9 protein-coding genes are annotated in these 12,655 nt (G+C 53.0%); 8 read left to right on the forward strand and 1 reads right to left on the reverse strand.

Annotated features, from left to right (window positions below; translation table 11 throughout):
• The first annotated feature begins 111 nt into the window (after window positions 1–111).
• Window positions 112–2,052 (forward strand): tetratricopeptide repeat protein, encoded by a 1,941-nt coding sequence (locus H6G53_RS04810; RefSeq protein WP_190531177.1) that lies wholly within the window; start codon window positions 112–114, stop codon window positions 2,050–2,052.
• Between the two features lie 161 nt (window positions 2,053–2,213).
• The gene (locus tag H6G53_RS04815) at window positions 2,214–2,552 is read left to right on the forward strand and encodes a XisI protein (RefSeq protein ID WP_190531179.1); all 339 of its coding nucleotides are present in this window, start codon (window positions 2,214–2,216) and stop codon (window positions 2,550–2,552) included.
• 482 nt (window positions 2,553–3,034) lie between these two features.
• Here the strand turns inward: H6G53_RS04815 and H6G53_RS04820 are convergent, their stop codons facing one another.
• Complete coding sequence (locus tag H6G53_RS04820) at window positions 3,035–3,793, reverse strand: Uma2 family endonuclease (RefSeq protein ID WP_190531181.1); 759 nt, start codon at window positions 3,791–3,793, stop codon at window positions 3,035–3,037.
• A gap of 358 nt (window positions 3,794–4,151) precedes the next feature.
• Between H6G53_RS04820 and H6G53_RS04825 the strand changes: the two genes are divergently transcribed.
• The 6 genes from H6G53_RS04825 to H6G53_RS04850 all read left to right on the forward strand — a co-directional run bounded on the left by H6G53_RS04825 (window position 4,152) and on the right by H6G53_RS04850 (window position 12,434).
• Complete coding sequence (locus H6G53_RS04825) at window positions 4,152–5,756, forward strand: NAD(P)H-quinone oxidoreductase subunit 4 (RefSeq protein ID WP_190355911.1); 1,605 nt, start codon at window positions 4,152–4,154, stop codon at window positions 5,754–5,756.
• Between the two features lie 200 nt (window positions 5,757–5,956).
• Window positions 5,957–6,535, forward strand: a complete 579-nt coding sequence (gene tsaE / locus H6G53_RS04830) for a tRNA (adenosine(37)-N6)-threonylcarbamoyltransferase complex ATPase subunit type 1 TsaE (RefSeq protein WP_242030738.1) — start codon at window positions 5,957–5,959, stop codon at window positions 6,533–6,535.
• A gap of 122 nt (window positions 6,536–6,657) precedes the next feature.
• Window positions 6,658–8,040: a GGDEF domain-containing protein gene (locus H6G53_RS04835; protein ID WP_190531183.1), complete on the forward strand. Its 1,383-nt coding sequence runs from the start codon at window positions 6,658–6,660 to the stop codon at window positions 8,038–8,040.
• Between the two features lie 208 nt (window positions 8,041–8,248).
• On the forward strand, window positions 8,249–9,427 hold the full coding sequence (locus tag H6G53_RS04840) for a hypothetical protein (RefSeq protein ID WP_190531185.1): 1,179 nt from the start codon (window positions 8,249–8,251) through the stop codon (window positions 9,425–9,427).
• A gap of 237 nt (window positions 9,428–9,664) precedes the next feature.
• Entirely contained in the window at window positions 9,665–11,077 is a 1,413-nt protein-coding gene (locus H6G53_RS04845) for an O-antigen ligase (protein ID WP_099533766.1), read from the forward strand.
• Window positions 11,078–11,552: 475 nt separating this feature from the next.
• Window positions 11,553–12,434, forward strand: coding sequence for a DUF6492 family protein (locus H6G53_RS04850; protein ID WP_190531187.1), 882 nt, complete (start codon window positions 11,553–11,555; stop codon window positions 12,432–12,434).
• Window positions 12,435–12,655: the final 221 nt, after the last annotated feature.

The raw sequence follows: 12,655 nt of genomic DNA on the forward strand, positions 1-12,655 counted from the left end.
TGCGATCGCCCGGCCCCAACCCCCCAACAACCCCTGCGTAATCCCTGCCACCGAGCTAATCGACGTTGTAAAACAGAGACAGATTAGACCAATCCCACGGGAGTTTAAGTGATGGAACCGTTGGCAATGGGCGCAGCGGAGATCGGGGTGTTGATGTTGAAAAAATCGGCAGAAACCACCAGCGAACTGTTAACCAAGGAAGTTCTAGAGCCGATCTTGCCCCAAATCCGCACGGCGGTGGGTGCTTTGGCAGCTCCGGTGCGCGATCGGGTGGCGGCCCTGGGCGATCGGGTGGCGGCGCGGCTCCCGGCGGCCAATCTGGACAATCCGTTCGATGATCTGACGCTGTTGGAGGCGATCGTGGTGGAAGAAACGGCCGATCCGGCGGTGGCGGCCACTGTGAACGAGGTGGTGAGCAGCTTACCGGCGATCAACATCAAAATCGATCAGCGAAAGGCTGGCATGATGTTCAACGATCCAGCCGAGCAGGGGGTAGCAACTGCCTTTGAGTTAAGCTGGCAAGCCCTGAGCCAGGAAGCACAACGGCTGGCGGTGTTGTTGGGTTGTTTTGGGCCGGCTCCGGTGTTGTGGGATTGGGTGCAGGGCTGTTTGCCCAACGACGATGAGGAAGCGCTGGAGGCAGCGCGGGCGGAATTGGTGCGGCTGAGTTTGTTGGAACAGTTGGGCGATGGGCAATATGGCCTGCATCCGCTAATTCGGGAGTTTTTTGCAGCCCAGCGATCAGACTGGCCTGAAGGCGAGGCCCTGCAACAGGCGTTTTTGGGGCAGATGGTGAGCGTGGCGCAAACGGTTCCCTATGGGGTGACGCTGGCGGACTTGGAGCGCACCCGCCCCGCCTGGCCGCATTTGGCAACAGCAGCGGCGGCCAGTGGCGAGATTAATGATGACGATTGTGGTTGGCCCTTCACAGCCCTGGCGCGGCTGGCTGAGGGGCAGGGTCTCTGGGCCGAAGCCGAACAGCACTGGAGCGACCGCTTGAGCACTACCGAACGCCGCTTTGGCCCTGACCATCCCGACACCGCCACCAGCCTCAACAACTTGGCAGGACTCTACTATTCCCAGGGACGGTACGAGGCAGCAGAACCCCTCTATCGGCGATCTCTGGGCATTAGTGAGCGAGTGCTGGGAGCCGACCATCCCGAAACCGCCCAAAGCCTTAACAACCTGGCAGGACTCTACTATTTCCAGGGACGGTACGAGGCGGCGGAACCCCTCTTGCGGCGATCTCTGGAAATCCGTGAGCGAGTGCTGGGAGCCGACCATCCCGACACCGCAATCAGCCTCAACAACTTGGCAAATCTCTACAAATCCCAGGGACGTTACGAGGCAGCGGAACCCCTCCACTGGCGATCTCTGGAAATCTGTGAGCGAGTGCTGGGAGCCGACCATCCCGACACCTCCGCCAGCCTCAACAACTTGGCAAACCTCTACAAATCCCAGGGACGTTACGAAGCAGCGGAACCCCTCTACTGGCGATCTCTGGAAATCTGTGAGCGAGTGCTGGGAGCCGACCATCCCGACACCGCCACCAGCCTCAACAACTTGGCAAACCTCTACCGATCCCAGGGACGTTACGAGGCAGCGGAACCCCTCTACCAGCGATCTCTGGAAATCTGGGAGCGAGTGCTGGGAGCCGACCATCCCAACACTGCCGCCAGCCTCAACAACTTGGCGGTACTCTACCAAGCCCAGGGACAGTACGAGGCAGCGGAACCCCTCTACCGGCGATCGCTGGAAATCCGTGAGCAAGTGCTGGGAGCCGACCATCCCGACACCGCCATTAGCCAGGGCAATTTGGGGCAACTATATATGGCTCTAGAACGCTACTCAGAAGCAGAGAGCTTATTGCTTCTGGCCTTCAAGACTTTTCAGGACGCTCTCAATCCTGATCATCCCTACGTCAAAGAAACCGTGCGCCGCTTGAATGTTTTGGTGCAAACCGTCCTCCAAGCCGATCGCACCGCCGACCTCTCCGACCACCCCCTCACCCAATCCCTCCGACAACAACTCACCACCCCACCAAACCCGTAGGGGCGCATCGCCATGCGCCCTCCGATACGCGAGATTTCCGCCAACCAATTCGTATCAAGCGATCAATCCTGGCGGAGGGCGTACAGCGGTACGCCCCTACCCGACCTCGCCGCCGCCCGCCCGATCGCCCCCATAAATCCAGACACCCCAGAGATCGTTTTATGGACACCTCAGCGTACCTAAACATTCTCGAAGCCACCGTACAGGACTACCACGACTGGGCAAACCGAGCCGCCAGCGACACTGATGAAAACTGCCTGATTATCGATCGCGATCGGGGCTACTGCCTGTGGCTATGCATCGGTTGGAAAAACCGCAAACGCATCGAAAAAACCATGATTTTCGCTCGCCTCAAAAACGGCAAAATCTGGATCGAAACCGACGAAACCGCCGACGGCATCGCCACCGACCTGATGCGAGCTGGCATTCCCAACACCGATATTGTCCTTGGTTTCCTTGCCCCCGAAGAGCGTCCCCTCTCCGAATTCGCGGTGGCATGAAGCAAGCAATCTCGCGCCGCCGAACTCTCCGACCACCCCCTCACCCAATCCCTCCTGCAACAACTCACCACCCAACCCAACCCGTAGGGGCGCATCGCCATGCGCCCTCCGATACGCGAGATCTCCGCAAACCAATTCGGTTCCAGCGATCAATCCTGGCGGAGGGCGTACAGCGGTCCGCCCCTACCCATGCGGGAAAACCGATTCTTGTGGGACCACATCGCCATGCGCCCTCCGATACGCGAGATCTCCGCAAACCAATTCGGTTCCAGCGATCAATCCTGGCGGAGGGCGTACAGCGGTACGCCCCTACCCATGCGGGAAAATCGATTCTTGTGGGGCCACATCGCCATGCGCCCTCTGATATGCGAGATCTCCGCAAACCAATTCATTTCAAGCGATCGCCCCTAGTAGAGGACGTACAGCGGCCATTGGCTGCAACTTTCTGCACCCTTCCGTGTCGGCCGCTCCTTCGCTGGAAACTACCCTTCAGCCTGCCATTGCTGAAGTAACCAAGCGCTGACCTGGCCGTGGTCGGCCTCGCGCGATCGCCGCAGGGCTTCTTCAAGAATGTCCAAACTCAGGCCCGGCAACACGATCGATTCTTGGATCCGCCGACTGCCGCGCTCAATAATTTCAAACCCGAGGATCAGCGCCTCCGCCACATTCACAACCCAATATTCCCGCACGCCCAAATCTTCATAGAGCAAGCGTTTGCGCCCACAGTCATCGGGCAAGGTGCTATCGGAAATTTCGATCGCCAAGTCCGGCGGCGGCAACTGATCCAAGTCCACAATCTTGGTTTCCCAGTCCAGCGATCCCACCCGATCGCCCACATATAGGGAAATATCAGGTTGCGCTTCTCTCAGGCCGGTTTTGCGGTAGGTGCAATTGTCGTGGACATCCACCCGCAGATCACGAAGCGCAGCAAACAGTAACGTCGCGTAAATTGCGATCGAATGGTCACGGGAGTGGGGGTTTCCGACGGGAGACATTTCGAGCCTCATCATTCCGTCGTGATAATAACCTTTTGTTTTCTCACTGGCTTGGGCGATCGCTTGCTGATATATCTCCCAATCTGCCTTTTGCCAGTCATCGGGTGAGTCTCTGGCAATCACATCGCCCCCTTCAACCAGTTCGGTTGCCGGTGTGGCGGCCAACGATTGAGGCTGGTCAGATGCAGCAGCCCCAGCGGCAGTCCTAGCAATTGTTGTGGAGCGGTTGGGCCGGATGGCAACCATGGCGGGCAAGTGGGGGCGATCGACTGTTTGGATTTTAGCAATCTCTCCGTTCAGACAGAATCAGACAGGATTGGTTCTCCGAGCCTGCCACCATTCAGCCTGAGCGATTGATCCAGTTCGGTGAAAAAATTCCCCACCCTTGCCCCGCCCATTCGATCGCTGGATCCGCGATCGGCGGAGCGATCCCCTTGGGCGATCGATTGCAGACATGAACTTAACTTTTTGAAACAAATCGTAATCATTAGAAAAAACGATTGGTCACTGTATGTAAAGTTTATTAAACTAAAACCAGGTGAGTAATTATCCCTACCTACTCCTCATCGAGTTCATACCCGACCTTTGCAGCCGGGTGGAGTCAATGGACGCAACATTTCCCTGGTTAAGTTTGATTACGCTGCTGCCTTTGGTGGCGGCACTGCCAATTCCCTTCCTGCCCGATCGCGACGGAAAAACAATCCGTTGGTATGCGCTGGCAGTGGGCATTGTGGAGTTGGCCCTGATTTCCTACACCTGCTTCGGGCAGTTTGATTTCACCAACACTGAGTTTCAACTGGCGGAAACCTACGCTTGGTTACCGCAAATTGGCTTGAACTGGTCTTTGGCGATCGATGGCATCTCCATGCCGCTGGTGGCCCTGACCGGTTTGGTCACCACCCTGGCGATCGGCGCTTCCTGGAATGTCACCAAGAAACCCCGCCTGTTCTACACCCTGCTGCTGGCCATGTACAGCGCTCAGCTTGGGGTGTTTGTTTCCAAAGACCTACTCCTGTTCTTCTTGATGTGGGAACTGGAGTTAGTACCGGTCTACCTGCTGATTTCAATTTGGGGTGGTGCGAAGCGCCGTTACGCTGCCACTAAGTTCATTCTCTACACGGCTCTTGCTTCCCTGTTCATCTTGGTGGCGGCGCTGGCCATGGCCTTCTCGGGCGGCCCGGTCACCTTTGATATGGATGCCTTGGGGCTGAAGAACTACTCCCTGACGGCGGAACTCCTGCTTTATGCGGCTTTCTCGATCGCCTTCTTGGTGAAGCTGCCCGCCTTCCCGGGTCACACCTGGTTGCCCGATGCCCACGGTGAAGCGCCCACGCCCGTTTCCATGCTGCTGGCCGGTGTGCTGCTGAAGATGGCGGGCTATGGCTTGATTCGGATGAATATGGAGATGCTGCCGAACGCGCACATCTACTTTGCGCCGGTTTTGGCGATCCTGGGTGTGGTGAACATCATCTACGGTGCGCTGAACGCCTTTGCCCAACGGAATCTGAAGCGACGGATTGCCTACTCGTCAATGTCCCACATGGGCTTTGTGTTGCTGGGGATTGCTTCCTTCACCGATGTGGGTCTGAGCGGCGCGGTGCTGCAAATGGTGTCCCACGGGTTGATTGCGGCGGCGATGTTCTTCCTGACGGGCGTAACCTACGAGCGCACCCACACCCTCTCGATCGACGACATGGGCGGCATTGGGCAAAAGATGCCCCGCACCTTCGCGCTGTTTGTGGCGACGACCATGGCTTCTTTGGCCCTGCCCGGTATGAGCGGTTTTGTGGGTGAGCTGACGGTGTTCCTTGGCTTAACCACCAGCGAAGTCTATAGCGCTCCGTTCCGGGCCACGGTGGTGGTGTTGGCGGCGGTGGGCGTGATTCTCTCGGCGGTTTATCTGCTGTCGATGCTGCGGGAAATTTTCTACGGCAAGGAGAATACGGCTCTGACTGAAGTGAATTGGTCGGATCTGAAGCTGCGGGAACTGGCGATCGCCCTGGTGTTGTTGGCCCCGATCGTGGGTGTGGGTATCTATCCCAAGCTGGCGACCCAAACCTATGAAATGAAGTCAACGGAAGTGGCTAGCCGAGTGCGGAGCAGCTTCGCGATCGTGGCAAAGGCCCAGGATTCCCGATTCTACTCGGCGGTGCTGAATGCTCCAAAGCTGGCGGATACGGAGTTGGCGGCATCGGTACGCACCAACTAAGGATCGCTAGCTAAGGGTCTCTAGCGAAGGCTCTCAATGTTGCCCCTGAAGGGGTGACGAACCCCTGACAAATCTCGATGAGATGATTCCATAATCCCGATTTTTCCTGGTGGAGAATCGGGATTTTGTTTTGATCACCAATCAGCAGCCGTGCGATTCTGAGTTGATGGAATTCCACAGCGATAGTTTTACAGATACCGTTGACTTACCCCTTGATTAATCCCTTGGGGTTTCCTGGTAATGGTTTTCTTTGGCAACCCGGCGACTTTGGTGCAATGACTCTGGAATTCTTTTTGGCAGATGCGACTGCGACCCAAGCCCTGGGCCGGGCGATCGGGCAGATCTTGCGGCCCGGTGCGGTGATCCTGCTGGATGGAGAGTTGGGAGCCGGCAAAACAACGCTGGTGCAAGGTTTGGCGGCGGGGCTGGGCATTGCGGAGCCGGTGGTGAGTCCCACCTTTGTGCTGGTGAATGAGTATTTGGAGGGGGCGATTCCGCTGTATCACTTTGACCTCTATCGGTTGAGTCCAGAAGAGGTGGAGCCGCTGGCCCTGGAGCAATATTGGGAAGGGGGCGAGGTGGCTGCGGGAATTGTGGCGATCGAGTGGTCGGAGCGGTTGCCGGAACTGCCGATCGATTATCTCCAAGTGGCCTTGCGATCGGGCATGACGGGCCGTCAGGTGTTGATTGAGGTGGTGGGTGAAGTGCCGGGCTGGAACCCTCGACATCTTGAAGATCTTTGCGCAAATTTGGGCGGACTCACGCTGAATCAGGAATGATGGAGGGTGGGCGCTGGTCTGTGGCGAGGTGAACTGTGAGTGAATGCGATTTCCTCATCTCCGATGCTCCTGTGGCGTTCCCGTCCTGGATAACTTGATCAACTCAGTGGGTAAGCCAACCGGTGACGCGCTTCTCTAGTCCGCCGATCAACTGGAATCGATCGCTGCCAACCAAAGTCGGTGCGGCAGTGTTTTTAAGTGTTTTGGGGGGCTGGTTTCTGTGGGCGAGTTGGGAGCCGTTTCCCTTGGCCAAGGTGGCGAGCTGGGCCTTGGCTGTCAGTCTTTTAACGGGAATGACTGCGGCTTGGATTTGTAGTCGGGCCTTGGACTCCATCCGCCTTGCTTGGGTGCTGTTGAGCTGTTTGGATCAGGAGTCTTCCTTTACGGGGGGTTTGGCGGCGAAGGTCAGCGCCCTGACGCAATTGGACGATCAGGATGATTGTGCGCAGTTTGTGCGGCTCACCAGTCGCTTGCTGGTGCGGTATGGCGATCGATTGCAGTTTTTGGAGCGACAACGATTAGCCCTGGAAAGTTGGCTCCATGAACATCGCGATCGACTGATTTTGATGGAAGCGGAACAGGAAAAATTGCAAGTGGCCCTCGCCCAGGCCCAAGACCGAATTCGACAGTTGGAAGGCGTTGATCTGGAAACGGGTTTGGCGAATCATCATCGCTTTTATGAAGCGTTGCAGCACACTTGGCAACAGGCGCTGCGATCGGAACAGGTGCTATCGATTGTGGCCTGCGAGGTGGATCATTTGGCGGATTGGGTGAATCTCCAAGGCGAGGCCTTTGGTCAACAAACGATCCACAATCTGGCAACGGTCTTAAAACAACAGGTGCAGCGCAGTTCTGATGTGGTTGGCCGCGATCGGGGCGATCGATTCTTGATTCTGCTGCCCAACACCGACTCGATCGGCGCTTTGGCCGTCGCGGAATCGATTCGCCATCAGTTCAATCGCTGCACGACTCAGCAGGCCATGACTCCCACGGCTCACCATTGGCCAAGCCACTACGATGAGGCTCCGGCTTCTCCTTGGGCTGCCGGTTCGTCTTTGCATTTGGATATGGATTTTCCCCCAACGCGCGATCGGCCCCGGAGCAACTCCAACACCGCCAATGACCGGGTTCATGCTGGGCAAGAGGCATCCAGACCGATCAATACCAACACTAATGTTGGCAATGTTGGCAATGTCGGCATCGATGCCAGCGCAGATTTAGCCGATGCGTTCTTGGTCACTGGTTCTGAGGCTGCAATGGCTGCTGAAGTGGCCCCTGAAGTCTCTTCCGAAGTCCCTGCCGGAGCACCAATGGATCGCTCCCCATCCGCCCAGGAGCCGATCCCAATCGCTGGCGGAGAAGTGACCCTATCCTTAGGCATTGGCACGTTAGTACCTGACCTCCAGCAACTGCCCGATGCGGCCGTGCGATCGGCTTTGCGGGCCCTTGAGCGGGCCCGTCGGCATGGGGGGAATTGCGTTGAGATGGACGGGCTGGAATATTAACCCGGTTGTTGGTTGTATTAGCTGGTTGTATTGACTGGTTGTATTGGCTGGTTTCGTTCGTTGATTCTGTCTGCTGATTTTTTGTGGGTTTGGTTGGTCTCGGTCTGGCTCTGTTGATCCCTTGGTATAGATTGGGGTAATCGATGGATTGGAGTAATCAGCAGTTAAGTTATGGCTACGATCGCATAGTTCAGATGGTGTGTTAGCAGTGAATCGCAATTGGTGGATCGCAGGCACGGTCGCGTTTAGCTTAGGTCTTGGCATTGGGGTTGTGACCGATCGCCAATGGCAAAAGGCCCTCGGTCTCGGAGCCATTGCCCTGTCCGGTGCAGCGGCGATCACCGCCTTAACGCCCGATCGCTCCCGATCGCAGTCCGAACCCTGGGATCCTCGCCTCAGGGAAACCATCTCCCCCGAATATGCCAACTGGTTACCCAGCGATCGCCGCCCACCAACCATCAACCCGCCCCTCAGCAGCGACCTCGCCAGCGCCTTGCGTGTGGAGGTCGATCGCCTCGAACGAGAACTAGAGCAATCCCTCACCCGTAAGCAGCAACTCGAAGCCGTGATTGGTGTTCTGCGCAAGGAAAAAGAAGCAATTCAGTCCCAAATTGATGAAGGCAGCGGCCGAACGCAGAAGGTCTATCGCGTTTTGGCTGATTTGGAAACCCAGCGCCAGCAACTCGAAGACAAAATTGCTCAGCATCAAACTCAACTAGCCAATCTTGACAGTCGCAAGGCAAGCATGGAGCGCGACCTTGCTCAGGTCGATCGACTGCGCGCCGAAACAATTGCCCTAGAACAAGAGGCCCAAGAACGCCAAGCCAACCTCAGCAACCTCCGCCAGCGAGAACAAACCCTCCTTAACAACTGCACCAGCCTTGAGGCCCAAGCGGCCGAACTCAGCGAGCGCACGGCCACCCTCACGCGATCGCTCGCTGACACCATGCGAGAACAGCAGAGCGTAGAAATGACCCTGCAACAGCAGCAAGCGGCCCTCGAACAAATTCGCACCCAAGCCGATGCCCATCACCGGCGGCGCTACGAACTTCGCCAACAGATCGAAACCCTGCAACAGCAATACGACGGACTGCCCTCCACCGTCGCTAAACTACAGGCAGAGCACGATCGACTCGTGGCCCTCTGTCGCGATCGGCAAGTGGAATTAAACCAAATTCACGAAAATATGGCCCAAGCTCGTGCTCAGCAGCAAGCAATCCAAGCCGAGTTACAGCGCGATCGCCAAGCACTCCTGCGGGTCAACCACAAAAAACAACAGGAAACCAACTCCTTGCGGCTGTGGCTCAGTTTTCTTCTCAAAGACCTGTCCGCTAACGAGCCACCAGCACCCAAGCACCGCCGCGCCCCCCGCAAGCCCAACGCCTAGTGGCAAGTCAGGTAAACTCGCTTAAAAATTGGACTATAACTGCTGAACTCACGGCTCAAACCAGCGAACCCATGAACCAAACTTGAGCTTGGCATTGAATTAATGTTGTTAATATTGATCTGCCATTGATCTTAAATTGTTCTATTTTTGAGTTCGTTTTGAATTTATTTTGACTGTTTACGAATATTGTCCCAGATTCGCTGCCAAACCCCTTGACTAGTATTTGATCAAAAAGAAATGAGCATTTTTTTGATTACAAAGGAAGCAACAGCAAAACTCAAAGAGGTTTATAACCGCAATCCTCTCTTTCTCTTAGAACACATTTTTGTTGTTTTCTTTCTCATTCGCTACTCCCTTGGCATTCTGGAGGTTATTTTAACCAATGGAGCCAGTGAAGGTGATGGGCAAGATATCTTATCTTTTAATTATAAACCGAGCGTGGCGCTCTATTTTTTGAACTACATCGTCACTAATATTTTATTAATTATGCGATGGAAAAAAGTCATTGTGATGCTAATGGCAGCTCCCACAGTGGTTTTTCTCATTGCTATGTTTCCCATTTCGTTTCTCTGGTCGATCGAGCCGTCTAAGACCCTTAACGCCTCGATCGCCATGATTGGCACCTTTCAATTTGGTCTTTATCTCGCCACTCGCTACTCCCTCAGGGATCAAGTGCGCATCTTGGGAGTTATGTTTGGTATTTCCCAAGTACTCTGCTTCGTCTTTGGTGTTGCCCTGCGTAAATATGGCGTGATGGGCGCAGTTCATGCCGGCAAATGGCGTGGCATCTATTCCCACAAAAATCAACTGGGTAAAATGATGGCCCTCGCTTCCGGGGTCTTTGTGCTGCTTGGTATTTCCGAAACCTATCGACGATATCGCTATTTAGCTTGGTCTGGCCTCCTCACTGCCTTTGTTCTTATTCAACTCTCTGGCTCCAAAAGTCCCTTTATTAATATTGGATTGCTGATTGGCATGAGCGCATTTGGCCAGATTTTTCGCCTACCACACAAATGGATGGTTCGCTGCCTAATCTGGTCAGCCGTCATTGGAATTAATTTATTTTTTTATTGGGATGACATCGTAATTAATATCCTGGGCGCGTTAGGTAAGGATGCTAGCCTAACAGGTAGAACAGATGTTTGGGAATTTGTGATTGATCGAATCAAAGATCGACCAATCCTGGGTTATGGCTTTGGCACATTCTGGAATGGCTTAGATGGGAAATCAGCCTATGTTGTTCGTGCAGTTCGGTGGCCCGTTCCTGATGCGCATAATGGATTTTTGGAAATATGTATTGATTTAGGTCTTGTGGGCTTAGCAGTTTACGTTTGGGTTGTTTTCCAAACAATTGTCAAAACCATAGCGCTCATGCGTGCCACCAAAAATAACGAATATATTTGGGTTCTGATGTTCTTTACCTACAGCACCGTTGCTAATCTTTCGGAAAGCTCCTTGCTGTTTCGTAACTCTTTGCCAAGTGTCATTTTTGCCGCTGTCTCCTTCACAGTGGCAGCAAACTATTATCAACAATTTAAAGTCAACCCTCCAAATTTTTCCACTCAAATTCCGGAACAACCCTTGCCCGAGACCGCTGAGTTCTTGTCGGATGAGTCAAGAGTTGGAATTGAGTATAAGTCCAATTCTTGATTACGAGAAAAACTGAAGGTACTTTAAGAAAATTCAAAATACTTACTTGTAAGCAAATTCTTTAAGAAAAATTCACTTTTTACAATTTACAAATTCTTCTTGATCAAAAATAAAAATTCCTCGAAAATTCTCAAAAAATTCTACAAAGCTAAATACAAATCAATTTCGGCAATGCAGTATAATAATAGCGAAAATCCTTGGCTTACAATGGGTGCTTGAAACATAGCCTGAGAAGTTGCTTGAACATTACTTCAGGCTTACAAAGCTTCAAGCTTGAAAATAGAACAATTCATTTCATGATTGAGAAACTTTTTCTTGATTCACTTTTTCCTGATTCAAATAAAATCAATAAGAATAATTGTTCAGTGCCTTGCTTTCAACTGTCCTGTTTTTAAAAGAACCCTTTGAGTCAGTACTTCGCTTGAAGACGCTCAAAAATCGATAACCTAGCTCTGCCTTCAACACCAGTCATCCCATGCAAGTCGATAATTCTCAAAATCTGTCTTCCTTTGCAATCATTACGCCAAGCTATGATCAAGATTTCCAACGCTGTCAACTTCTCTGCAAAAGTATATCGCGATTTGTTCAACCACCTTTCAAGCATTACATTGTTGTAGAAAAGCGCGATCTAAAATTGTTTTCACAACTCAAAAATCAACACACAGAAATTATTATTGTTCAAGATCTGCTCCCCTTTTGGCTTTTTAGGCTACCCAAAATCCGAAAAACCTGGTTCAGCCTAAAAGGAGTTCCAGTGCGTAGCTGGATTATGCAGCAAATTTCCAAAATCGCACTTTCTAGAGTCATTGATGAAGAAATTTCAGTATTTTTGGACTCGGATGAAATGTTTATCCGAGACTTTGGCATTTCGAACCTGGTCAAAAATAACCAAGTTCGATTCTATGCTGAGCCAGAGGGCAATCCGATCGGAATGGATACGCCGCATCAACATTGGCATCAATCGGCTAGCCGGTTATTGGGTTTAACGGCAACACCCATGCCAGCTCCCGACTACATTGCTGATGTGATCACTTGGAAACGAGAAAATGTAACAGCGATGTGTCGTCACATTGAGCGAATTTATCATCAATCATGGTTCGAGGCAGTTTCAAAAACCTGGCATTTTTCTGAATACACACTCTATGGAACCTATATTGACCGGGTGCTTCAAGACCGAAGCGGTCATTACTGGGATCCAACCAAAATTCTCAATTCCTATTACGATCCCAATGTGATGACCGAAGAAGAGTTGCGCAACTTTGTTAACTCAACTCGACCTGAGCATGTTGCCATCATGATTTCTGCTAAGGCTAAAATAGCAGTTGATCGATACGCGAGCTTGTTAGAGCTTGAATAGACTGGTTGCTAGGGGTGTGCATGTGTAGTCGATCGCTCTTCATGATGGATGGAGGGTAAATGTTGAGCGAGTCGAAGAAGCCAGCATACGATCAAAAACCCTCGGGCTACTTTCAATGATCCGGTTCCTGGCCACAAATCTTGGTAAAGGATGAAAATTTGGCCAGGTTTGTGGGGGCCCGCTGCCCAAGGAGTTGGCCAATAGTGATGTTCTTGATCCTG

Source organism: Limnothrix sp. FACHB-406 (assembly GCF_014698235.1).
Lineage (GTDB): Bacteria > Cyanobacteriota > Cyanobacteriia > CACIAM-69d > CACIAM-69d > CACIAM-69d.

Coding starts and splice junctions, on each gene's coding strand:
- H6G53_RS04815 (WP_190531179.1), top strand. CDS start 2,214: ATGGACACCTCAGCGTACCTAAACATTCTCGAAGCCACCGTACAGGAC.
- H6G53_RS04825 (WP_190355911.1), top strand. CDS start 4,152: ATGGACGCAACATTTCCCTGGTTAAGTTTGATTACGCTGCTGCCTTTG.
- H6G53_RS04850 (WP_190531187.1), top strand. CDS start 11,553: ATGCAAGTCGATAATTCTCAAAATCTGTCTTCCTTTGCAATCATTACG.
- H6G53_RS04820 (WP_190531181.1), bottom strand. CDS start 3,793: ATGGTTGCCATCCGGCCCAACCGCTCCACAACAATTGCTAGGACTGCC.
- H6G53_RS04845 (WP_099533766.1), top strand. CDS start 9,665: ATGAGCATTTTTTTGATTACAAAGGAAGCAACAGCAAAACTCAAAGAG.
- H6G53_RS04810 (WP_190531177.1), top strand. CDS start 112: ATGGAACCGTTGGCAATGGGCGCAGCGGAGATCGGGGTGTTGATGTTG.